Genomic DNA, 24,633 nt, shown 5'->3' with positions numbered 1-24,633 from the left:
TAAGATGAACTGTTGCATTATCCCATCAAATAATTTAAGAGGAATAATCGATGTTCCTGGTGATAAATCAATTTCCCATCGGGCTGTGATTCTAGCCGCTATTGCTAAAGGAAAAACACGAATAAAAGGTTTTTTAATGGGCGAAGATAATCTTGCCACAGTACGAGCTTTTCAGCACATGGGTGTCGTCATTAAAGTGATTAAAAATAAAAATGTATTATTGGTAAATGGAGTAGGAAAAGACGGATTAAACGCCCCGCGTTACAATATAGACTGTGGAAACTCAGGAACTTCTATTCGTTTGTTAGCTGGATTATTATCAGGCCAACCTTTCGTTACTAACCTAACAGGTGATCGTTCTTTAAGGAATCGCCCTATGAAGCGTATTATTGACCCGTTAGTGAAAATGGGTGTGCGTATTGATTCAAATAGAAATTTTCCTCCTCTTAAAATCACTGGAAATCCTAATTTAAAGGGAATACATTACCGTCTACCTATAGCAAGTGCTCAAGTAAAATCTTGCTTATTATTAGCAGGATTGTATGCGAAAGGAGAAACTTGTATTATAGAATTAACTACTTCTAGGGACCATACTGAACGATTATTAAAGCAAGTTTTTAAATATCCTATACGAATTAAAAATTTGCAAACCTGTCTCTCTGGTAATGGACCAACGCTTAAAACAAGAAAAGATATTATTGTACCTGGGGATATTTCGTCAGCTGCTTTTTTTATCGTAGCAGCTACTATTGTTCCTGGTTCTTCTATCTGTTTGCGCCAAGTGGGCATTAACCCTACTAGGATTGGTGTTATAAATTTGTTAAGGATGATGGGTGCACAAATTAAAATTGTACAACGTCATATAAAAAACAAAGAACCTACAGGAAACATTCTTGTACATTATGCTCCTCTTAAGGGTATTGATATTCCTAAAGAACAAATACCGCTTGCCATTGACGAATTTCCTATTTTGTTAGTTGCAGCTGCTGTTGCACAAGGTAAAACTATATTAAGAGGTGCAAAAGAACTGAGAGTAAAGGAAACCGATCGTATTGCCGTTATGGCAGAAGGGCTGAAGAAATTAGGAATTAATGTGCAATTACTTCCTGATGGTTTAATAGTACAAGGAGGAAAATTTCAAGGAGGGACAATTTCTAGTTACCATGATCACCGTATTGCTATGGCGTTTTCTATCGCGGGTATTCTAGCAAAATCTGCTGTTTGTATTCAAAACTGTGAAAATATCAACACCTCCTTTCCTAATTTTATCACACTAGCAAGAAGAATAGGAATAAAATTAAAAGTGTTTTAATGTTGTTGTATTGATATGTAATTAATTATTAGATTATAAATTACAAAATTATTATGTATGACTTAGTAATACAACCTCCAGTTATTACAATTGATGGTCTTTCTGGTTCTGGAAAGGGAACTATTGCTCTTCGAATCGCAAAAGCTTTGCGCTGGAATATTTTAGATAGCGGAGTCATTTATCGTGCAGTAGCTTGGGCATTATCTCGTTATAAAATTCCTATAGAAGATAAAGAAAAGGTAGTACAATTAATAAAAAAACTCCGAATAGTTATAAAGAGTCAACTTGTGGTTAACAATCTTAAATTGAAAATAATTTGTAATAATCACGATATTACAAAAGTTATTCGGAACGAAAAATGTGGTAATTTAGCTTCTAAAGTTGCAGTGCTTTCAGTAGTGCGTAAAGCCTTTCTTCAATACCAACGTAATTTTCGTCGATGGCCTGGATTGGTATCTGATGGTCGAGATATGGGAACAGTTGTTTTTCCGTGCGCCACATTGAAATTTTATTTCAGTGCCGATATAAGAGAACGTGTTTATCGACGTTATAGGCAGTTGCAAAAAAGTGGAATTAATGCTAGTATTCATAGTCTTCGAGGAGACTTAGAAGAGCGTGATCTTCGCGATGTTAACAGGACTCTCTCTTCTGCTAGACCTGCGGTGGATGCTTTGGTTATTGATACCACTGCACTAAGTATAGAAGAGGTTTTCATAACAGTCATGCAATATATCAGAAAATGTGCCAAATTTTCTTTATCAGCATTTTAGAATGAATTTTTCTGATGACTATTATTAGTATCGGGTATTTAGTGTTATAACACGGTGAATGTTTTATGGGCGAAAGTTTCGCTGATTTGTTTGAAAAAAGTTTGGAAAAGACTAATCTTCGATCTGGTGCTTTGGTTAAAGCCACTGTTGTGGAGGTAAAACCAAACTGGGTTGTTGTTGATGCTGGTCTTAAATCAGAGGGCGTAATACCTACTGCCGAATTTCACTGTGAAGAAATACAGGTGGGTAATAAAGTGGACGTAGTGATTGATACTCCTGATAATGGTTTCGGAGAAACTCGTTTATCACGAGAAAAAGCACGTCGCATAAAGATGTGGGAAAAATTGGAAAAAGCTTATGCGACTGAAGAATTGGTTAGAGGAAAGATTGTAGAACGGGTTAAAGGGGGATTCACCGTAGAAATCCAAACGATACGTGCTTTTTTACCAGGTTCTTTAGTAGATACAAGACCTGTTCGCAATCCTGATTCCCTTAGAGGCACTGAATGCGATTTCAAGATCATTAAAATGGACCGACATCGGAATAATGTAGTTGTTTCACGACGGGCCGTCGTAGAAGCCGTATCCAATGCCGGACGGCAAGCTCGATTAGAAAATCTTCAAGAAGGTCAAGAAATTAATGGAGTCGTTAAAAATATTACAGATTATGGTGCTTTCATTGATTTAGGAGGTATCGATGGTTTGTTACATATTACGGATATAGCTTGGAAACGTATTAAACATCCTAGTGAATTGCTTAATATTGGTGATGAAGTGCGTGTTAAGATACTCAAATTTGATCGAGACAGAGACAGAGTATCGTTAGGAATGAAACAATTATCCGATGATCCGTGGTTAAATATTGCGCAACGTTATCCTATAAACACCAAAGTATTTGGCAGGGTAACTAACGTCACTGATTATGGATGTTTCGTGCAACTAGAAGATGGTGCGGAAGGATTAGTCCATGCTTCTGAGTTGGATTGGACTAATAAAAATATTCATCCTAGCAAAGTCGTACAGTCTGGTACGGACGTTGAGGTTATGATTCTTAGTATCGATGAAGAGCGTCGCCGTATTTCGTTAGGAATCAAGCAATGTAAGCCTAACCCATGGAAAGAATTTGCAAAAAAACACCAAAAGGATGAAGAAATTATCGGCAAAGTGCGTTCCATTACTGACTTTGGTATTTTTATTGGATTGGAGGGTGATATTGATGGTCTTGTGCATATATCTGATCTTTCTTGGTCAGAAAATACTGAAGAAGTCATTCGTCGTTATAAAAAAGGTGATGATGTGAAAGCTGTTATCTTGGCAATCGATCCTGAGCGTGAGAGAATTGCTCTTGGTATTAAACAACTTGAAGAAAATCCTACAGAAGAATTTCTTAAAAAATACGGTAAGGATACAATTATACAAGCTAGAATAAAAGAAGTAGAAAGTAAACAAGCTATCTTAGAGTTGGATCATCAAGTGTTTGGTAGAATGCATGTATCGGATTATGCGTACGATCATGTGCAAGATTTGACAGAAAAGCTTAACGTTGGTGACAAGATTGCGGTAAAAATCATCAAGTTGGATTACAAAGATCATCTCATTCAAGTATCTCATAAAACTGCAGTAAAACTTTCAGATGAGGAAAGTCAAGGAGCAGCGATGACAATAATATCTCCTGATATATCGAAAGGGACTACTACTTTAGGTACTTTGGGCGATCTTCTTAAAGAGCAGATGCGAAATAAGGAATTGGATAAGTGATATCACCGGTTTGTAAAAACATCTAAAACTTTACGATATTATTCGGATTCTTTCATTCTCCAATCTTTTTTTTGAAGCAGGGCCTTTTATTTTATTCTTTCTCATCGTGCGTTATTGCTGATTACTATTCGAAAAGACGAAATCAATTTTCATCTGTATAATTATTTAAAGGGCAGTAAGAGTTTATTCAAAAAACAAATTTTTAAATGACAAAAAAAAAAGAACCTAAAATTATTGTAGCTATTGATAGTAATACTCGCGAGGAGGTCGATGTACAAATACAACAATTAGATCCTACGTTATGTCATCTTAAAATTGGAAATATTTTATTTACACGGTATGGTCCTCCTTTTATAGAGGAGTTAATCCAAAAAAATTACAGAATTTTTTTGGACTTAAAATTTCATGACATCCCAAAGGTAGCCGCGAGTGCTTGTCGTGCTGCTGCTCTTTTGGGTGTTTGGATGGTTGATGTGCATATTTTAGGAGGGCGTATTATGTTAGAAACAGTAATGGATACATTAAAAAATACAATAGGAGGAGGGAAGACAAGACCAATAGTTGTTGGAGTTACTGCTCTAACTAGTCTAGACGCTTCTGATTTTAAAACTCTAGGGATTCATAGCAATATTACCTCTTTGGTGGCTCGCATGGCGATACTTGCTAAAGAATCTGGCCTTGACGGAGTAGTATGTTCAGCTAAAGAAGCAGCTTTTTTACGGAAACAACAAGGTAAAGATTTCTTATTGGTAACACCTGGTATTCGATTATCTCACGAAGAAAAACAGGATCAAAAACGGACTATGACTCCTAGGGCTGCTATTAAGGCAGGCAGCGATTATTTAGTCATAGGTCGATCTATCATGCAACTTCCGAATCCGCGAGAGATTTTACAAAATATTACTTATGCAATTTTCACTGATCTCACTAACTCTTAAAAAGATTGTCTTTATAAAAATCGTTTTGTTTTTCCAATCAGAGTGTTTCAGGTTTTTTGACAAAAAAGTTCGCGCTTACACACTATATTGTATAGTTTTTACATTTTTCTATTTTGTTGGATTTTTAGAAGAATCTGTATATAGTGACAAACCGGTGATCAATTTCACGAGGAGTATGCGTGTCCATTAAATCTTTGACTGCTCAACCCAAGTCTTTTTATCTTATTTTCTTTATTGAAATTTGGGAGCGATTTGGATTCTATGGTGTACAGGTATTGTTGGTTCTTTATATGGTACAACAATTAGGTTATCAAGATAGTCGTGCCGATTTTTTGTTTTCGGCTTTTAGCGCTTTAGTTTTTCTACTTCCCTGTTTGGGTGGGTATATTGGCGATAAAGTATTAGGAACTAAACGAACTATTCTATTAGGCGCAGTAGTTTTAGCATTTGGATATCTAATATTATCTTTACCAAAGGTCTCTAGTCAGCATTTTTCACTCCCACTAGCCTTCATTGCTGTGGGTGTAGGACTATTTAAAGCTAATCCTTCGAGTTTACTTTCAAAAGTTTATGAGGAAACACCCCATAATTTAGACAGTGGTTTTACTTTATATTATATGGCTATTAATATAGGTGCGGCGGTTTCTATGAATCTTACTCCTATCTTAAATAATTTTTTTGGTTGGCATATAGCTTTTTCTGTTTGTTGTATTGGGATGATGCTTGCTATTTTGAATTTTCTTATTATGAGAAAGACTATATTTAGTATTGGCTCTAAACCAGATCAAATTCCTCTTCGATGGGATTATTTTGGTTATGTGTTATTGGGCATCATAGTACTAATTTTTGTAAGCAATTTCTTACTTAACTACTACCAAGCTATTTCCTGGCTCCTGTTTGGTAGTACTATTGTTTTATTCTTTACTTACTTGATATTAATTTATAAAGCAACTGCAGAAGAACGAAAAGGAATGTTGTTATTCATAATTTTATTTTTTCAAGCTGTTATCTTCTTCGTGTTGTATTTTCAAATGCCGACATCATTATCATTGTTCGCTTTGCGTAATGTTCACCATGCAATACTTGGTATTCCCATTCAACCAGCTCAATTTCAAATGCTAAATTCGTTTTGGGTAATGATAATGAGTCCAGTAATGGCATGGTTTTACCGGCGGTGGCATAAAAATAATCGAGATTTATCATTGCCAGCTAAGTTTTCATTGGGGACGCTGTTAGCCGGATTGAGTTTTTTATTTCTACCATTAGGTGCTTTCTATAATCATCATGGAGTAATTTCAGGCGTATGGCTAGTCTTTTCTTACTGGTTACAAAGTACAGGAGAGCTTTTAGTGAGCGCTCTTGGTTTATCTTTAGCCGCTCGATACGTACCACAACGGTTCATGGGATTTACTATGGGTCTTTGGTTCCTTTGTGCCTCAATTGCAAGTATTATTGCAGGCAAAGTAGCCAGTATCGCCAGTATTCCAGCCAATATCTCCACAGATCCAAGTTTGTCGTTACCTATTTATAATCACTTATTCACGAAAATAGGTCTAATCACAATTTTCATTTCTCTCGCTATGTTTACTTTAATTTCTCCTCTAAAGAGGCTAACAGAAAGCGACCGACAAGTATAAAGTATAAAGTGCAACCTAAAAAGCACAGAAAGGGAAAAGAACCCTAAAATAATGAAAGATAAATATGGTTAACTTGTATTTTGTATTATTATACTGTTTATAACGTCCTTAACTCTTCTACAGTTTTATTAACTCGTGCAATCACAAAAAAGATAAGACAAGGGAAATCGTAATCGGTTTCTTTGTTGTTTCCTCTATATTATTAATTTTGATGAGGATGAGAGTGTGTGTCGATTTACAACGTTTATTTTTCTATGATAAAGAATCATAGAAAACAGAGATTATCATAATTTTTATAAAAAACGTTTTCATGATCATAAAATTAGGTAATTAATTGCACCTTTCTTCTGTTTAATATTATCCGTCACTTTTTCACTTTTAATTTCGTATTGTTGCAATCATTGTTTTAATAATGTCAAAAAGACCTTTTCATTGATAATAGAAATATCTAATTTTTTTGCCTTATCGTATTTTTTATCACCCGGATTTTCTCCAACAACTAAATAATCAATATTTTTAGATACATTATTATTGGTTTTTCCTCCGAAAAGTTTAATTTTTTCTTTTGCTGTGTCTCGCGTCAAACTTTCTAATTTACCAGTAAGAACAAAAACCTTTCCAGAAATTTCTGACTGTAAATTTGTTCTCTCTTTTACAAAAGAAATGCCGAGGTGAATTAATGCGCTAATCAGTGCAATATTACGGTCCTGTTGAAAAAAGTTTCTAACATTCTTTGCAGTAATTGGACCAATATTTTTAACAGCTAAAAGTTGTCTATCAGAAGCTTCCATTAAAGGCCTAAGTTCTTGAAAATGCTGAGATAAAGCCCTTGCACTCGTTTCACCAACTCCAACAATCCCTAATGCATACAAAAACCGTGTTAAAGTAGTCTTTTTGCTTTTCTCAATAGCCGCTAGTAAATTTTCAGCCAATTTTTTTCCTATTCTAGGAAGCGCTATGAGAGAATTTATATTAAGTTTATAAATATCCACTATGTCTTTAATTACTTTTTCTTTAATAAAAGTCGCTATCCATTTATCACCCAATCCTTTGATATTCATTGCTCGACGTGAAACAAAATGTTTAATTGTTTCTCGTAATTGAGCTGTACAAGACAAACCTCCTATACATCGAACTACAACTTCGTTTTCTAATTTTATCACTTTCGTTTGACATATAGGACAAAACTTAGGAACATTTACCTGCTTAGTATTCCGTGGTCGTCGTCCTAATAAAGGTGCGATAATTTCTGGAATTACGTCACCAGAACGGCGTACAATAACTGTATCACCTACACGAATATCTTTTCGATGCAATTCATTAAAATTATGTAAAGTAGCGTTCTTAATTGTTACTCCTCCAATGGAAATAGGTGCCAATCGGGCTATAGGTGTTACAGCACCAGTACGCCCTACATAAAATTCAATACTCTTTACAGTTGTTATTTTTTCTTGAGCTAAAAATTTATAAGCAACCGCCCATCTAGGAGCACGTGCAATGTATCCCAATGCCTCTTGTAAAGCAAGCACATTAACTTTTATTACCATACCATCAATATCAAAAGAAAAGGTGTCACGTATCTTCTGAAAATATTCACAATAATGAAAACAGTTTTTTATACTTTTTACCACTACTGTTTTAGGAACAATGGGAATCCCCCATTTTCTGAATTTTATTAGGACGTCGCTGTGTTTCTGTGGCAAAATACCGCCTCTAACAGCACCTAAAGCATAACCGTAGAACGACAACTGCCGTTGTGCTGTGATTTGTGGATCTAATTGACGTAAGCTTCCTGAAGCAGCGTTTCTAGGACTTACAAATGCCTTTGTTCCTAATTTTTTCGATTCTTCATTAAGTTTTTTAAACTCTTTGCGGGACATCAACACTTCTCCTCGTATTTCAATCAGTTGAGGAAAGTCCTGACCCCTTAACTGTAAGGGAATTGTTGTAATCGTTTTAGCATTCTGAGTAACATCTTCTCCTATAACACCATCGCCTCGCGTAGCAGCACGAACCAACTTGCCATGTTCATAAAGTAAATTCAATGCTACTCCATCCATTTTAGGTTCACAAGCGTACTCAATAGGTTGATCTAACTTTAATCGCTGTTGAACTCGTTTCTCAAATGCCAGCAATGCCGATGTATTAAACACATGATCCAGGGATAACATAGGCATCTTATGAAAGACAGTTTTAAATTTTTTAAGAGGCAATGCTCCTACTCGCTGAGTGGGAGAAGTGGGTACCACCAACTTAAAATATTGTGTTTCTAATTGTCGTAATTTAGAAAAAAGTTCATCATAGGTTTCATCAGATATAATAGGTTCTGATAAAACATAGTATTGATAGTTATGTTGATTAATTTCTCTACGTAATTGTTCAATCTGTCTACGAATCTTTTCAAGAATTATCATATTCTTGGCATCTCTATCTTTTAAAAAGAAATAACTTTATGTTACTGATTATATGACTCTGAGCAGTAGAAACAATATTAGAACGTAACAATATAAAATTTAAGTGCACATCGATAAATCAAAATTATTTGATATAAAGTAACACTGTTTTGTAAATAGCATGCTGTTTCTATTTAGTATTTTTTGCTCATAGTAAGGGATTTACACGTGTATTTGCTGTATATATTTTTTAGAAGTGATAAATTTGCGAATTGACTAAGCTCTAAGTTATAATGTCAAAGTAAAATATATTTAAAAAGGGGAAAGACCATGAAGTTCTTTATTGTTATCCTTATTTTGCTAGTGTTACTGGGTGTCTATGCTATAGCGGCTTACAATAGTCTGATTGTTCTAATAGAGTCTATCCGCAACAACAATAAACAAATTGATATCCAATTAGATCGACGGTTCAAAGTATTTGAATCTTTGATTGATGTTGTGAAAAAATATATGGATTATGAAAGATCCACTTTGAAAGATGTAGTAGCGCTACGTAATCAAGCGCAAACAGCGAAACAAGAAGGAGATAATAGCGCTCGTATGAAGGCAGAGAATAAAATATCTATGATTTTTAGTGGACTGCGTGTTGTATTTGAACAATATCCTAATCTAAAGGCAAATCAAAATGCAATGCAATTACAAGAAGCGATAGTTAATACAGAAAATAAATTAGCCTATGCAAAACAAGCTTATAATGATAGTGTAGAACGTTACAATGCTAAAAAAAACATGGTTTTTCCTTCAATTGTTGTCCGAGCTTTTCCTAAAAAGTTAGATATTCATTTTCCTTATTGGGAATTATCTTCCGATAAAATTCAGAATCAAGAGAACTACACGATAACATTATAGATCTTTGATAATTTTATAAAACTATGAATTGTATTGAAGATTTTAAATCAACTACAATCGATTGGCGGGCTTCTATAAAAAGAAATCAGCAAAAAACTTTGTTGGTTATTTTTACCTTCGTGTTGATCTATTTGCTAGTAGGGCTTCTTATAGATTTGTACATTTATGCAAACCATTTCCCTATAGCTACAGTCTGGCAGCTTTTCGTAGCATTGATCAGTTTAAAGATATTCCCAATTGCTACTTTTGTTACAGGATTATTTGCATTATTTTCTCTATTTATAACATTTACTTTTAATCACAAACTAGCGCTCCTTGGAACTCATTATAGAGAAATTACTTCGGAAACCGCTATAACTTTTCGAGAAAAAATGCTCTACAATATCGTAGAAGAATTAAAAGTTGCTGCAGTGCTTCAATTTAGACCAAGAATTTATATAATAGACGCTCGCTATATGAATGCGTTTGCCAGTGGTTTTGATGAAAAATCTTCGATGATTGCTATAACTAGTGGGCTTTTAATAAAACTGGATCGTAGCGAATTAGAAGCTGTTATAGCGCACGAAGTTAGTCATATTCGTCATGCAGACATACGATTAACCCTAATCGCTTCTGTGCTTGTTAATTCTCTTTTAATGCTAGTTGATATTCTTTTCTTCAGCACTCTTTTTAGAGAGCGCTCGCGAGACAACGAAACTCGCAATCAATTATTCTTTTTTATACTAGTATTACGTTATTGCTTGCCTTTGATTACAATACTATTAATGTTATACCTTAGCCGGACTCGAGAGTATATGGCTGATGCGGGTTCTGTGAGATTGATACGTGATAATGAACCTTTGGCTAGAGCGTTATTAAAGATTCAAGACGACCATATGCAAAACAAGGAGGAATACTCTTTCACATATAAACACACCCCTCATGAAAGCGTTCGTCAAGCGGCTTATATCTACGATCCTATAAAAGCAGGTATTGAAATAAGAAGCTCATTAAATGAGCTCTTTTCTACACACCCTTCACTTACAAAACGTTTATCGGCTATTGGGTGGAATAGAAAACCCCCCGAAAGGAAAATGTGAACAATTCTCTCCAAACACAATTCAAATTTGTAAAAGAAAGAGTATAATCAGAGCTTTTTGACTTTCTACAAAACAGCCTATCTTTTTTAGTTCGTTAGCTTATTGTATTGTTCACGAATCGCTTGGCTTAATTGATAAACAGCCATAGCGTACATCACGTGCGGATTATACCGCATAATCACGTAAAAATTTGGAAAAAGAAACCAAAAATATTTATGATTACTTTTTATTTGACATGGAATCGATGACTTTATCTCAATGATCGAAGAGATGTCTGTATTTCTTAAATAAAAATAAGCTTTAAGTTGCTTTTTTTTAATAGAAAGCAATGCTTTTTTATCCGCTATTAAAATGTGTGGGTGATTGACAATGTAAGCAACAGGTTGATTTTTTTTCCATCCATGGATGTGTAAAAAGTTGGCGACACTGACAATAGCATCGTTGTTATGTCTCATAAGATTGAGATAGTGGTTCCTTGGGTATTTTGTAGCATAATGTCGATAAGTGCTAGGCATAAATTGAGAAATACCAATAGCTCCTGCATAAGAACTTCTAATTAAGTAAATTGGTAAATCTTGTTCTTTAGCAAGTAAAAAAAGTTGAACAAGCTCAGATAAAAAAAACTTAGTACGAAATTGATGATAAAAAGCTAACGTAGTAAGAACATCTAAAGCGGAGTAATTCCCTATGCATTGGCCGTAGTTAGTTTCAATCCCAATGATAGCTACGATAATTTCAGAAGGAACACCGTATATACGGTATGCATATTTTAAAGCTTGTTGATGAGTTTTCCAGTAATGAATTCCTTTTTGTACGCGAATGTCTGTAATAAAATAATCTCGATAAATTTTCCAAGGTTTCTCTTCGTACGGATGCGTGATTTTATAAATGATTTCCTGATTACACTTAGCATGGGCAAGAATATTAATAAGTATTTTTTGTTTAAATCGACAGTGTTTTACCATATAATGAACGAAAGAATAAGCTTTTTGTGGTAACGATGGCACCCCAGCCGCCTCCATAGAGGAGGCTGTTGTACTAAAAAAAATCAAAGTGAATAATAATATTTTCCGATACCTGTTTAAGGATAACATAATATTATAGTTCCATTATATCTTTAGATAATAGACCACAATTTTTTATGTGTGTATATCGACATGATAATGCCAAATTCAGCCATAGTTGTAATAATAGAACTACCTCCGTAGCTTATAAGCGGCAAAGGCACACCAACAACAGGTAAAATACCAATGACCATTCCTATATTAACCAATGCTGACAAAATAAACGTTAAACTTAAGCTTCCGCTTAACAAGCGATCATAAGTATTTTGCGCTTTATTACTCATATACAAAAAACATCTAGCAAAAACAATTAAAAAGAGGCCAATTAAAACAAGACAACCAAGAAAACCAAATTCCTCTCCGATTACCGCAAAAATAAAATCAGTCACATGGACAGGCAAGAATTGAAGGTGTGACTGCGTTCCATGTAACCATCCTTTTCCAAATAAACCACCAGAACCAAAAGCAATTTTTGACTGAATAATATGATAACCTTTTCCTAAAGGATCTCTCTCTGGATTTAAAAAAATTAATACTCTATCCTTTTGGTAAGTATGCATAAAATGCCAAAGAGGTATGCTCAATCCAATAATTAAAAAAAGTAAAGTAAAAATTAATTGCCAACTTATTCCTGCCAATAACAGTACACATAATCCTGAAATCTCCATAACCATAGCTGTTCCTAAATCAGGTTGTTTCGCAGTTAACACTGCAGGTAGTGTTAAAAGTATCAAAGAACAAAATAAAGATTTTATTCGAAGGGGAAATTTTTTATTACTACAGTAGTAAGCGAGCATCATGGGTGTAGCAAGTTTCATAATTTCCGCGGGCTGAAAATGAAAAAATCCCAAATTAAACCAACGACGCGCGCCCCTTCCGATATCTCCAAAGACTAATACAATAACTAATAAAAATAACCCAAAGACAAATATCAAAGGCGTCCATTGATAATAAAATTGTGGGGGAATGTTAGCAAGGATAAACATTACTAAAAAACCGATCAGCAACCAAAACAATTGCTTGGTTACAACGTTTATATTTTGATTGCTAGCACTAAACAAAATAAAAAGACCAAACAAGACGAGAATAGAAATCAAAACTGTTAGTAAAAGATCAACGCGTAATAGCCACCAATTCAGTGGGACTGGAGCACGTTGTTTAATCCACATTTCATTACTTAATTGACTAGATATGAAAAAACATTTCCTCATTTATGATTTATATTTTTGGCATGTTCAAAATAATATTGCATGATTTTCCCCGTTATTTTATCAGCTAAAGCACTATGTTCAACAACTACTGCAATAGCAATTTTTGGACACTCTGTTACAGGAGCAAAAGCAACAAAAAGATGATTATTGCGTAGTCGTTTAGGAAGCACATTGTATCGTGTTTTATCTTCACGCTGATGTTTATAGATCTGAGCTGTCCCAGTTTTCGCTGCAACGGAAAATCCTGGATGTCTTCCAAAGAATTGGGCACTTCCCCAAGATTTATCAACTACATCTTGCATAGCATGGATTATAATATCCCAATTGTGGGGATTTTTTAATATCACTGGTGATCGCAAAATCGATGGTGACACTTGTATTCTTCCTGTTGGTGTAACGACTTTTAGTAATAATGATGGACGATATCCCCTACCCCGTTCGGCTAAAATACTGACAGCTTGGGCCAATTGTAAAGGCGTTACAAGAAAAAATCCTTGTCCTATACCTGTCTCTATAGTATCTCCTGTGTACCATGGATAACCTCTATTTTTCATTTTCCAATTCGGGGAAGGCAAAAGTCCAGAAACTTCTTCTGGTAAATCAATGCCTGTTATACTTCCAAAACCAAAACGATGTAATATATCATCTATTCGGTAAATACCTAGCATTACTGCTAGATTGTAAAAATAAACGTCACATGAAACTATGATAGCTTTTTTTACATTAATCCATCCGTGACCTTTTGATTTCCAATCATGATAAATATGATGGGTGTTCGGTAATTTAAACCAGCCAGGATCATAAATTTGGTAGCGTGAAGTGATAATTTCCTTATCTAGACCTATTAGGGCTAAAAAAGGTTTTATAGTAGAACCAGGAGAAAATTCTCCTTGAATAGCTCGATTATAAAAAAGATGCTTAGGTGAACAAAGAAATTTCTGATATTGTTTCTGGCTTAAGCCTAATATAAGAAGGTTGGTATTAAAGCTCGGATTTGTGACTAGCGCTAAAACCTGTCCTGTGCCTGGTTGTATGATAACAACAGCACCGTTTTCGTTTCCTAAGATCTTTTTTACTTCGGTTTGTAATGCGCTATCAATCGTTAAATAAATATTATTTCCGGACATTGGAAGAGTCGTTTTCAAAACACGCACAATCCGATTGTTTGCATTGATTTCAACTGTTTTAAAACCAATTTTTCCATGTAATTGTTTTTCATAGTATTTTTCAATACCCGCTTTTCCGGTTATGTCATTAGATGTATAATTACTTGAGTCGACTTTCTGTAATTCACTAGGACTGATTTGTCCTACGTAACCTAAAACATTGCTAACAGTATCAGAAAATGGATAACAACGCACCATATGTGCTGCAAGACGTACATTAGGAAAACGATAGCTATTAACATAAAAATGCGCGATCTCTTCGTCAGTTAATTTATATTTTATGGGGATTGATGGGTAAGGATGATATCGATACAATTTAGAGTGAACTTTTTTTATTTCTCTAGGAATGGAGATAATTTTCGATAATTGTTTTACCGTTTCATTAAAGTTTTTATAATTACTAGGTATAATCATCAATGTATAAATTGGAATATTACTTGCCAAAGGAATGCCATATCGATCAAAAATTAAACCCCGATCGGGATGTACAGGAATGATACTTAATAAATTACGTTTAGCTAATGTAGAATAAAAATGGTGATTTTTTATTTGTAAAAAACTTAATTGTCCTATTAGGACAAAGATAAAAAGAATTATCAAAAGAAATACACTAAAACTACGATTTTTAAACAATTGTGCTTCGAGTCTGGTATTATTAGGAGGCATATGCAATACAGCGGCCTTTTGCGTATTTTACGTTGCTTCACTTTTTGATGATAAAAGACTCTTTTCCTGTATTTGATTGTATAGGCAATAAAAATGCTATTTAGAGTGCACTCTAAAAAAAGACGCAAACCGCCGCATTTATTTTTTTATAAACTAAAAAAATCTATAGGATTTTAATTTATCATTACAAGCAAGCATGAAAACAATAAATTTTCTTTTATTACATGCTCCACAATTCCTCTAGATTATAAAAATTGCGAACATCGGGAAGCATGATATGAACGATAATATCAAGAAAATCGATGAGGATCCATCCTGATTTAGCATTTCCTTCCACTGAAAAACATAATGTTCCACACTGTTTCATTTGCCAAACAATCTTATTAGCTAATGTACTAGCATGACGTTCCGACACAGCACTACAGATTATTATATAATCAGCTAAGGTGGACAAGATTGTGGTATTGAAATTATTAATCCGTAGCCCATCGTGCTTTCGCATAGTATTAATAATTATTTTAACAAGTGCATTACTCATTATTAGATGAGTTGTTTGCTCCTTTCATAATGTAAGAGTTAAATTATATAGCTAGATTCATATCTTATACAAGTAAGAAATACCTCCCTCTTTTATAGTCATACTGTATCTAAAAATAACTATAAACACTTTTGTATAATTATTGATAAAGATTATGTCTCTTAATATACTCAACTACTGTTTTAGGCAACATGGATTGTATGGCCGTATAATTACCTTGTACTAAATAATCTCTAATCTTAGTAGCACTAATCGGGCAAGCAGACAGTTGTTGAAAAAATATTTTGCCCGAGATAAATCGTTTAAGATCATTAGGATCTATAGTCTGATTTTGCAGTAACGTTTCTAACCATGTATCCATAGACAAACAATAGGTTGTTCGGTTAGTGACAATCAAATGACAATAATTCAAAATTTCTGCATAACGGTACCAGAGATTAAATCTAGCAAAAGCATCGGTAGAAAGAATAAAACAAAGAGAATAATTTGGTAACAGATTCCGCAAAAACTGTAGTGTATAAATAGTATAGGAGACACCTTGCCTCTCAATTTCAATGTCATTAACAGTAAGCATTGAGTAATCAACGATGGCTAACCGAATCATTTCTAATCGATCTAGCGAATTCGCCATTAGTCTTTTTTGATGAGAAGATTGATAACAAGGAATTAATTGGATAATTTCAAAAGGAAGCTTTTCTATTAACTGACTAAGAACAGATAAGTGTCCGTTATGAATTGGATCAAATCTTCCACCAAATAATCCCAATAATGGAAAACTCATCGTAGCATTTTTCCCGCAAGAGCTAAACCTAGCACCTCTAGTTCTTGCCAAGCATTTCCCGGTATTACTCCTTTTATCACCCAATCTACTTGTTTTGAATATTGTAATAGTCTAGAAACAACTTTCGGGTTAAGGCGTGAGCGTGCTATTTGTATAGGTTTTTTATAAAGTAGCCATTGTGATGAAAATAATTGTGTAGAATATTTACTGTTTTTAGATTGCTGAAAAAAAAATGTATAAATGTTTCGTAATTCTCGGGTTAAAGCCCATAGTACTAAAGGAGCAGATTCCTTATCCACAAATTTTAAGTTTGACAAAATTCGTGTTACTCGTAATTGATTTCCTAGTAATGCAGCCTCTACTAAATCGAAAACTGTAAAGTATGCATTGTCGTGAATAACGATACTAACGTCTGCAAATTTCAGCGGTTTTTCTTGAAAAATTAAATACAATTTTTCTATTGTTTGTTGAGCCGCTAACAAATTTCCTTCGGTAAAGGCGGAAATAAGATTTATACTTTCTATATCGGCGACCATATTGAATTTTTTTAAACGTTGTTCAATCCATTTTTGTAGCTCTTTTTTGGATAAAGGCCAAAACAAAACTACAACTCCCGATTTAGAAATCTCCTTATACCATATTGCCTTTTTTTGTACAGTCGTCAATTTGTCAGTGATAATTAATAATTTTTTGTTAGGTGGTGGATTCTGCACATATTGCGATAGTAACTGAATTCCTCTTTCGCTAAATTTTGCTTGGGGATTTCGAATTTCAATGAAAGTTTTTTCACTAAAAATATCAAAATTATTAACAGCAATATCCAATGCTGTCCAACCATATTCGCTGTCAATAAAAAACAATTCTCTTTGCAAAAAGCCTTTCTGATAAGCGGCTTTTCGAATACTGTCTCGAGCTTCTTGTGCTAAAAGTGGAACATCTGAACATATAAGATAAATTGGCAGAAGAGGTTGGTTTATTAAATGCATGTCAAGCTTCTTATATGATATTTGCATTTATTTTATTTTACCTCCGTAAACAATTAATACTCTGTAAATCAAAGACACCATGGCTTCAACCATTTCTTTTTTCATTAGTTGATTGGCATTAGGAGTGTATACTTGACTGATATTCTGTATTAAATGACGTTGTAAGGTTATATTTTTAGGACCTATTAGTATTTTCCCGTTACGAGTTTCTAAATCAAAATCAACACTCAGTAAGTAAATATAAGATGTAGTTCCATTACTGTACAAGATATTTGGTATAAGTGGCTTCCAATGAATGTCAATAATGCGAAGAATAACAAGAGCAGTCTCTTTTTGTTTAGTTATATGAACTGTTAATGCTTGAAGAGTTTTACGCAATTGAATGATCAATGGATCACAAAATTGAGAAGAATCTATGTAAATAGAACGCAGACAAGATGGAACATCTCCAGATAATCGTGGTTGAAATCCACAACCCACTAGGGCATTACAGATAAGAACACTAATCAGTATTAAGAATATCACCCTTATTTTATCTAACACTTTTCTTATATTACTATATTAACTAATCTTTGATGAACGATAATAACTTTTTTAACTCTTGTACCAGAGATATAACGTTGAATATTGTATTGACTCAATGCAAGATTTTTAATTACTTTATTCGAAGTGTCCGCGGAAACTCGCATACGAGCCCTCAATTTTCCATTAATTTGGACAATTATATCTATCTGTAAAGTTTTTAAGACCCTAAAATCTACTTTAGGCCAAGGAGTATCTAAAATATTTTCCCCAAATCCTAATAATCGCCAAAGAAAATGGGTAATATGAGGAGTAATAGGTGATAAAAGACATAACAATATTCCTAATCCTTCATGAATTAAGAGAAATTTTATTTCATCGTTCATAGTAAGTGTTGTTAATAATAGATTCAAAATTTTCATCGACGCAGAAATGACTGTGTTGAATTGATGACGTTCCATATCATTATTAGCTTGAAGCAAGTATTTATGCATCATTTGTCGTGTATATGTGTATTTAGAAGTTTTGGATTGATGATATCGTCTTTTTTTTTGATTAATACCTAACAAAATATCTTTAACTTGATGAGAAAAATCCCATAATCTTCTTAGAAAACGATGAGCTCCTTCAATTCCAATATCTGACCATTCTAAATCTTGTTCTGGAGGAGCTGTAAAAATTATAAAAAGCCGTATGGCATCGGATCCATATTTTTTTATTAATGGTTGTGGTGTAACGACATTTCCTTTAGATTTTGACATTTTCATACCATCTTTTAATACCATTCCCTGAGTAAGTAATCGTAAAAAAGGTTCATTAGAATCCAGAAAACCTAAATCTCTAAGTACTTTATGAAAGAAACGAGTATAAAGTAGATGCATAATAGCATGCTCAATGCCTCCAACGTATTGATCTACAGGTGTCCAATATTTAGCACGATCATCTAACATAGCATTTTCTTGATCAGGACAAGTATAGCGAGCGTAATACCAAGAGGACTCGACAAAGGTATCCATTGTATCTGTTTCTCTTACAGAAGTCTTACCGCAGTTAGGGCATTTTGTTTTATAAAATGCTTCATCCTCTTTTAAAGAGATACTATATCCAGTAGGAACGATGTATTCTGGTAACAGAACAGGAAGCTGATTTTCAGGAACTGGAACAACACCACAATTTTTGCAATAAACAACAGGAATCGGTGTTCCCCAACAACGCTGACGGGAAATACCCCAATCACGTAGGCGATAATTTATCTGATGGTTAGTGCAACGTCCATGAGAGCTTAAATAATCGATAATAATATCAAACGCTTTTTTTACATCTAACTCATTAAACATTCCCGAATTAAAAAGTTTTCCAGATCTGCTGGTATAAGCAATTTTCTCATAATTCCATTGGCCATTGGCCGGTCTAACAACCGGCTTGATAGGCAAGTTATATTTTATAGCAAAGGCATGATCTTGTTGATTATGCGCAGGAACTGCTGCTACAGCCCCTTTCCCACTAATTATATCCTCCTGACAGAGAGTATAATCTGTTAGGAAAAAATTTACGATCCAAATTGGTAATTCTTTTTTCGTGATCGGATGAATAGCACAAAGGTCTGTTAAAATACCCTCTTTTTCTTGAGTGGCTATATCAACTTCTGCTACACGCGTTTTTTCACATTTTTTTACAAAATCAATAGTTTTTTTGCTTTGCTTAGCATACGCTTTTGCAAGAGGATGCTCTGGAGCTATCGCAATGTAAGCAACTCCCATAATAGTATCAGGACGTGCGGTGAAAATTCGTAATTCATCTACTCTATCTTTTAAAGAAAAAATCACCGTGGTGCCGTGAGATTGACCAATCCAATTTTTTTGCATTGTAATTACTCGTGCAGGCCATTTACCCTTTAGCGCATTCAAACTTTTAAGAAGTTCTTCGCTATAATCGGTAATTTTCAGAAACCATTGTGAAATTTTACGTCTTTCTATGCAAGCACCTGAACGCCATCCTCGTCCATTAATGACTTGCTCATTAGCTAATACTGTTTGATCAATAGGATCCCAATTTACAACAGCATTCTTTTTATAAGCAAGACCTTTTTTATACAATTGGAGAAAAAACCATTGTTCCCAACGATAATATAGAGGATCACATGTAGTGATTTCCCGAGACCAATCGTAAGCGAATCCTAATTGTTTAAGTTGTGTTCGTATTTTTTTAATATTTTTATTAGTCCATTCTGCCGGAGATACTTTATGTTGAATAGCAGCATTTTCAGCAGGTAATCCAAAAGCATCCCACCCCATAGGTTGTAAAACGTTTCGGCCTTTATGCATTTGATAACGCGTTATTAAATCTCCGATAGTATAATTTCGAATGTGCCCTATATGTAAATCTCCGCTTGGATAAGGCAGCATCACTAAGCAATAAAATTTTTCTCTGTTCAAATCTTCTTTAACTGAAAAGCATCCTTTTTTCTCCCAATAAGTTTGTACAGCTTTTTCAATACTAGATGGATTGTATGGTATATTACTCATAACAATTAAGAATACCTTAAGAACTAAATTGATGGAAGCACACTAGCATTCAGCAAGGGAAAATAGGGAAAATATTGAACTTAACTAGAATTAATCAACAGTACTCCGTTTGTAAACGTTTAAGTTACAAATGCTATTTTAAAACGACTGTTCAGAAAAGTAGCAACGTATATATTAAAGATTTTAAATAGATTTTTTGTATTAAAAGACTAGTAAAAAATAAGAATTATATTGCTTTATAAAAAAATAATAAAAAGCATAAACTTTCAACTACAAAAGTTACAACTAATGATATTCCATAGATTCTAGTAATAAAGCACTTAATTTTTCTTTAAAAGAACAATCAAGGTTATAAGGTTTATTTTTAGAAATTAAAAGGCAGAGGAAAATCTTGTGTATTACAAAGAAATAAAAAATTAGTATTTTCTAACTCAGAGGTTCCAATTTTAAAAATACTCAACCACATTATTGGCTTTCTATATAGAACTTTGAATAAGAGTACAGTGCTTTCAAATGTAAAATTTGAAAACAATAACGATGAAAAATCAGTCTGTTGTACCGAAACTAAGACAACAAAATACCCTGAGAATACTTTAAAAAATCTCTACATTAAGTGTAAAAATTCATGCTAGAAATAAGTGTACAATTTATTTTAAAGTTTTCTAGTGATAATTAGATAAAACAATATATCAGTCTTTATACGGATTTTTATATCCAAATTGAGAAAGAACTGCTATTTCTAATGTTTCCATTTCTAAAGCTTCTTGCATTTTAACATGATTGTATCCTAGCAAATGTAGAACCCCATGAACGACAAGATGAGCAAAATGAGCTTGTAAAAATTTTTTTTGTGTTTTCGCTTCTTGAAAAACTAAAGGAGAACAAATGGCTAAATCTCCAATTAAATCTTCGGGAAATCCAGGAATAGTCCCATAGAAAAAAGATAGAATATTTGTAGGACCTCTTTGGTTTCTATAAATTTTATTTAGAGTAGCACTCTCATTTTGATCAATAAAACGAATTGTTAATTCGGATAAACCATTATCTATGGTAACGGGAATACATTGGAAAGTAATACCTACCCATCTTCTCAATTCTAGAAGAGAAGGCACAGAAAATTTCGTAGCATTTTGAACGCTAATGCTTAGTTTCATATTTAACAACAATAAGCAACATCCATTGTGTTTGCTGAAAGTATGTTCAAGTAAATTCGCAATCAATGTTCCATTACTATAAAAAAGTTTTTCCAATATTATCGTCCTTATTAATATATTTCCTATTATTTCAAATTAAATACTTTTGCTGCAAATACTGCCTCGAAAAGAATTTAACTGTATCTCTTCAACATTGATAAAAACTATTTTCCCAATTAAAGACATTGCTCCTGCAAAATTTACGATTCGGTTATTTTCAGTACAACCACTAAGTTGCTTAGGATATTTTTTTGAAGGCCCCATCACTAAAACACGTTGTCGAGTTCCTAACATTGATTGACTGATTTTTAATGCTGTCATTCGTAGGCAATTTTGTAAAATTGACAAACGTTTTTTTTTAACTTTTATGGAGATGTTATCAGATAATTGAGCAGCAGGAGTTCCCGGACGAGGACTATAAATAAAACTAAAAGAATAATCAAAGCCAATTTCATGAATAAGGTCTATAGTGTCCTGAAAATCTCTTTCAGTTTCTCCTGGAAAACCAACGATAAAATCCGAAGAAACGCTAATATCAGGTCTGATCTTACGCAACCTATGAATTTTATATTTAAATTCTGATACAGTGTAATTACGTTTCATTATTTGAAGAATTCGATCGGAACCACTTTGAATGGGTAGATGAAGGTGGTTTGCAATTTTAGGTTCTTGAGCATAAGAATTAATCAAGATTTCGGAAAAAGCAGAAGGATGGGAAGTAATAAACCGAATTCTTTTTACTTTTTTAATAGCAGTTAAATAATGAATAAGTAAAGCTAAATTAGCTAATTTTCCATTGTACATAACACCTTGATAATCATTAACATTTTGACCAAGTAAAATAATTTCTCGAACGCCCTGTTGAGATAATTTAACAACTTCAGCTATGACGTCGTCAAATGGTCGACTAATTTCTTCACCTCGAGTATAAGGCACTATGCAGAAAGTACAATATTTGCTACATCCTTCCATAATGGAAACAAAGGCCGAGAGTCCACTTGCGCGAGGCTCCGGAAGATAATCAAATTTTTCAAATTCTGAAAAGGCAACATCAATAACTGATTTTTTAAATTGGATAACTGTATCTAATAATTTTGGTAATCGATGCAAGGTTTGTGGTCCAAAAACAATATCCACAAAAGGAGCGCGTTTCAAAATACTCTCTCTTTCTTGACTTGCTACACAGCCTCCAACACCAATAATTATATGAGGCCTTTTTGATTTGTAAGCTTTCCATCGACCTAATTCAGAAAATACCTTTTCTTGAGCTTTCTTTCGTATAGAACATGTATTCAGCAAAAGAACGTCTGCGTCTTCCGGTTTATTAGTAGTCTCTAATTGATGAGACATATACAAAACGTCTATTATTTTCGTGGAATCGTATTCATTCATTTGACAACCATGTGTTTTTATGTAAAGTTTTTTCATAAGACGTCGAATTTTAAGAGAATGTTAATTAAACAGTTTGCTATTTTTCTGTTTTTACTGTGATTCTTCACTTTTAGTCAGGGACAGTAGATGGAATACCAGTCATGACTTCTTCTTCAAAACTATTAAGTGTAACCCTTACATGTTTATCACTAGCCCGAAATACAACCGCTAAATAAAGAGCGACAATAGACAAAATACCAAGATATAAAAAATCCCATCCAAAAGAAATTTTATCATGACCTCCACCATAAGATCCTAAATAAGAAATAACGCTTAGTCCAAGTAAATATGGCCACATCCAAAGAGATGCACGCCAATTCATATGAATACCTCTAGGACGTGTGGACAATAATCGATAAAAAATAAAAAGCATAAAAGAAACCACTAAGCTAATTCCTAATTTTGAAACTACACGCCAACCTGTCCAATAAACAATGAGAGTACAAATATAAAATCCAATAAAACTCCATATTGTAATCAAGGGTAAACGAAAAACTCGCTTTTGCCATGGTAGCTGATAACGCAACGATAAACAACAAATCGGCCCTGTAATATAAGAAAGGGCGATAATTGATGACATAAATTCAGCCATCTCGTACCAACCTTGAAATGGCAAGAAAAATGTCATACTTACTATAAAATTAACAATGACAGCCTTAGCAGGAATTCCTCTCTCATTTACTTCGTGTAAAAATTTAGGTAACTGGCGATTGGCACTTAATCCATACAAAGTTCTAGCTGCGCTAGTGCTATAAACTAATCCTGCAGCACCAGTGGCAATTAAAGCATCAATATAAAGTAAAACAGCCATCCAAGTAATACCCAATGTCATCAAGAGACCAGCTAGAGGCCCCGCATCACCTATGAAATGTATGTATAGCCAACCCTTCGACAAACTGTCAGCACTTAAAGCCCCAATAAAACCAATTTGTAGTAATAAATAGATAATTAATACGATTATTAAACTACCTAGAATAGCAATCATTATAGTTCGGCCTGGATTATCTGCCTCTCCCGCAAGCTCTACTGCCTGTTTAAATCCGTTAAAAGCAAACAAAATTCCTCCTGTTGCTAATGCAGCGAAGACACCCTTCCAATTATTAGGCATAAATCCACCATATTGTAGATTAGAAAAATTACAAGGATGAAAAGCAACTATTATGAGCACAAAAGCAGTTAAAATTGGTACAATTAATTTCCAGAATGAAAAAACATTATTAAGACTGGTAGTAAATCGAATGGAATAAATGTTAATTAAACTAAAACCTATCATTAACAACGTGGCGATAAGATAACCCTCTAAACTTAATCCATGTTGTACACTGTTTCCATTTTGTCGAATCAAATCAGGCCAGTAATTAGCGGCATATTGAATCATCGCTTGAACTTCTGTAGCTGGAGCTGTCATTAAATTAAACCACGTAATCCACCCAAAAAATAAACTAACAAAAGTGCCATGAGTTAACTGCGGAAAACGGGTACTACCTCCAGTAATAGGTAACATAGTTGTAATCTCTGCATAGGTAAGAGCTACAATGACTACTAATATTCCACCAAACATCCAAGCAACAACAGAAGCAGGTCCCGCTAGACGACCGACATACAATGAACTAAATAGCCATCCAGAACCAATCATAGCGCTTACAGAAGACATCATTAGACCAATAGGCCCAATACGTCTCTTATAAGCATTAGTAGTCATAATATCTCCATTTAATACAATAAAATCAGAAACACATCCTGCTTAAATTCTCG

Annotated in this window: 19 protein-coding genes; 7 read left to right on the top strand and 12 right to left on the bottom strand. The window is 33.8% G+C overall.

Going from position 1 to position 24,633, the window contains the following annotated elements; genetic code table 11:
- The first annotated feature begins 4 nt into the window (after positions 1–4).
- The 5 genes from aroA to Z664_RS02850 all read left to right on the top strand — a co-directional run bounded on the left by aroA (position 5) and on the right by Z664_RS02850 (position 6,414).
- Positions 5–1,312, top strand: coding sequence for a 3-phosphoshikimate 1-carboxyvinyltransferase (gene aroA / locus Z664_RS02870; protein WP_039670281.1), 1,308 nt, complete (start codon positions 5–7; stop codon positions 1,310–1,312).
- 53 nt (positions 1,313–1,365) lie between these two features.
- Positions 1,366–2,082: a (d)CMP kinase gene (gene cmk, locus Z664_RS02865; RefSeq protein ID WP_039670131.1), complete on the top strand. Its 717-nt coding sequence runs from the start codon at positions 1,366–1,368 to the stop codon at positions 2,080–2,082.
- Positions 2,083–2,147: 65 nt separating this feature from the next.
- Positions 2,148–3,839, top strand: coding sequence for a 30S ribosomal protein S1 (rpsA, locus tag Z664_RS02860; protein WP_039670130.1), 1,692 nt, complete (start codon positions 2,148–2,150; stop codon positions 3,837–3,839).
- Between the two features lie 206 nt (positions 3,840–4,045).
- The gene (gene pyrF / locus Z664_RS02855) at positions 4,046–4,777 is read left to right on the top strand and encodes an orotidine-5'-phosphate decarboxylase (protein WP_039670129.1); all 732 of its coding nucleotides are present in this window, start codon (positions 4,046–4,048) and stop codon (positions 4,775–4,777) included.
- 179 nt (positions 4,778–4,956) lie between these two features.
- Entirely contained in the window at positions 4,957–6,414 is a 1,458-nt protein-coding gene (locus Z664_RS02850; RefSeq protein ID WP_039670128.1) for an oligopeptide:H+ symporter, read from the top strand.
- Positions 6,415–6,812: 398 nt separating this feature from the next.
- Here the strand turns inward: Z664_RS02850 and ligA are convergent, their stop codons facing one another.
- Positions 6,813–8,828 (bottom strand): NAD-dependent DNA ligase LigA, encoded by a 2,016-nt coding sequence (ligA, locus tag Z664_RS02845; protein ID WP_039670127.1) that lies wholly within the window; start codon positions 8,826–8,828, stop codon positions 6,813–6,815.
- 309 nt (positions 8,829–9,137) lie between these two features.
- Between ligA and Z664_RS02840 the strand changes: the two genes are divergently transcribed.
- Positions 9,138–9,716 (top strand): LemA family protein, encoded by a 579-nt coding sequence (locus tag Z664_RS02840; protein ID WP_039670126.1) that lies wholly within the window; start codon positions 9,138–9,140, stop codon positions 9,714–9,716.
- 23 nt (positions 9,717–9,739) lie between these two features.
- Positions 9,740–10,795 carry a zinc metalloprotease HtpX gene (gene htpX / locus Z664_RS02835; RefSeq protein ID WP_039670125.1) on the top strand — a complete coding sequence of 352 codons (1,056 nt, stop codon included), beginning with the start codon at positions 9,740–9,742 and terminating at the stop codon, positions 10,793–10,795.
- Positions 10,796–10,881: 86 nt separating this feature from the next.
- Here the strand turns inward: htpX and mltB are convergent, their stop codons facing one another.
- From mltB to Z664_RS02780, 11 genes are all read right to left on the bottom strand, one after another.
- Positions 10,882–11,817, bottom strand: coding sequence for a lytic murein transglycosylase B (gene mltB, locus Z664_RS02830; RefSeq protein WP_167885014.1), 936 nt, complete (start codon positions 11,815–11,817; stop codon positions 10,882–10,884).
- 95 nt (positions 11,818–11,912) lie between these two features.
- On the bottom strand, positions 11,913–13,028 hold the full coding sequence (gene rodA / locus Z664_RS02825; RefSeq protein WP_052246378.1) for a rod shape-determining protein RodA: 1,116 nt from the start codon (positions 13,026–13,028) through the stop codon (positions 11,913–11,915).
- A 38-nt stretch (positions 13,029–13,066) separates the two neighbouring features.
- Positions 13,067–14,902 (bottom strand): penicillin-binding protein 2, encoded by a 1,836-nt coding sequence (mrdA, locus tag Z664_RS02820; RefSeq protein WP_039670123.1) that lies wholly within the window; start codon positions 14,900–14,902, stop codon positions 13,067–13,069.
- 220 nt (positions 14,903–15,122) lie between these two features.
- The gene (gene rsfS, locus Z664_RS02815; protein WP_039670122.1) at positions 15,123–15,440 is read right to left on the bottom strand and encodes a ribosome silencing factor; all 318 of its coding nucleotides are present in this window, start codon (positions 15,438–15,440) and stop codon (positions 15,123–15,125) included.
- Between the two features lie 139 nt (positions 15,441–15,579).
- Positions 15,580–16,221: a nicotinate (nicotinamide) nucleotide adenylyltransferase gene (gene nadD, locus Z664_RS02810; protein WP_039670121.1), complete on the bottom strand. Its 642-nt coding sequence runs from the start codon at positions 16,219–16,221 to the stop codon at positions 15,580–15,582.
- The gene (gene holA, locus Z664_RS02805; RefSeq protein ID WP_230206102.1) at positions 16,218–17,207 is read right to left on the bottom strand and encodes a DNA polymerase III subunit delta; all 990 of its coding nucleotides are present in this window, start codon (positions 17,205–17,207) and stop codon (positions 16,218–16,220) included. The genes nadD and holA overlap by 4 nt, the downstream gene beginning before the upstream one ends.
- A gap of 27 nt (positions 17,208–17,234) precedes the next feature.
- Entirely contained in the window at positions 17,235–17,732 is a 498-nt protein-coding gene (locus Z664_RS02800) for an LPS-assembly lipoprotein LptE (RefSeq protein WP_230206101.1), read from the bottom strand.
- A gap of 23 nt (positions 17,733–17,755) precedes the next feature.
- Positions 17,756–20,254: a leucine--tRNA ligase gene (leuS, locus tag Z664_RS02795; RefSeq protein ID WP_039670118.1), complete on the bottom strand. Its 2,499-nt coding sequence runs from the start codon at positions 20,252–20,254 to the stop codon at positions 17,756–17,758.
- A gap of 689 nt (positions 20,255–20,943) precedes the next feature.
- A complete protein-coding gene (gene ybeY, locus Z664_RS02790) occupies positions 20,944–21,408 on the bottom strand; it encodes an rRNA maturation RNase YbeY (RefSeq protein ID WP_039670279.1) in 465 nt (154 codons plus the stop codon).
- A gap of 135 nt (positions 21,409–21,543) precedes the next feature.
- Positions 21,544–22,875, bottom strand: a complete 1,332-nt coding sequence (gene miaB, locus Z664_RS02785) for a tRNA (N6-isopentenyl adenosine(37)-C2)-methylthiotransferase MiaB (RefSeq protein WP_039670117.1) — start codon at positions 22,873–22,875, stop codon at positions 21,544–21,546.
- A gap of 73 nt (positions 22,876–22,948) precedes the next feature.
- Entirely contained in the window at positions 22,949–24,580 is a 1,632-nt protein-coding gene (locus Z664_RS02780) for an APC family permease (RefSeq protein ID WP_039670116.1), read from the bottom strand.
- Positions 24,581–24,633 lie beyond the last annotated feature (53 nt).

The organism is Coxiella endosymbiont of Amblyomma americanum (assembly GCF_000815025.1).
Taxonomy (GTDB): Bacteria; Pseudomonadota; Gammaproteobacteria; order Coxiellales; family Coxiellaceae; genus Coxiella.
The sequence above is the reverse complement of the archived record's forward strand: the minus strand, read 5'-3'. Positions and strand labels throughout refer to the sequence as shown.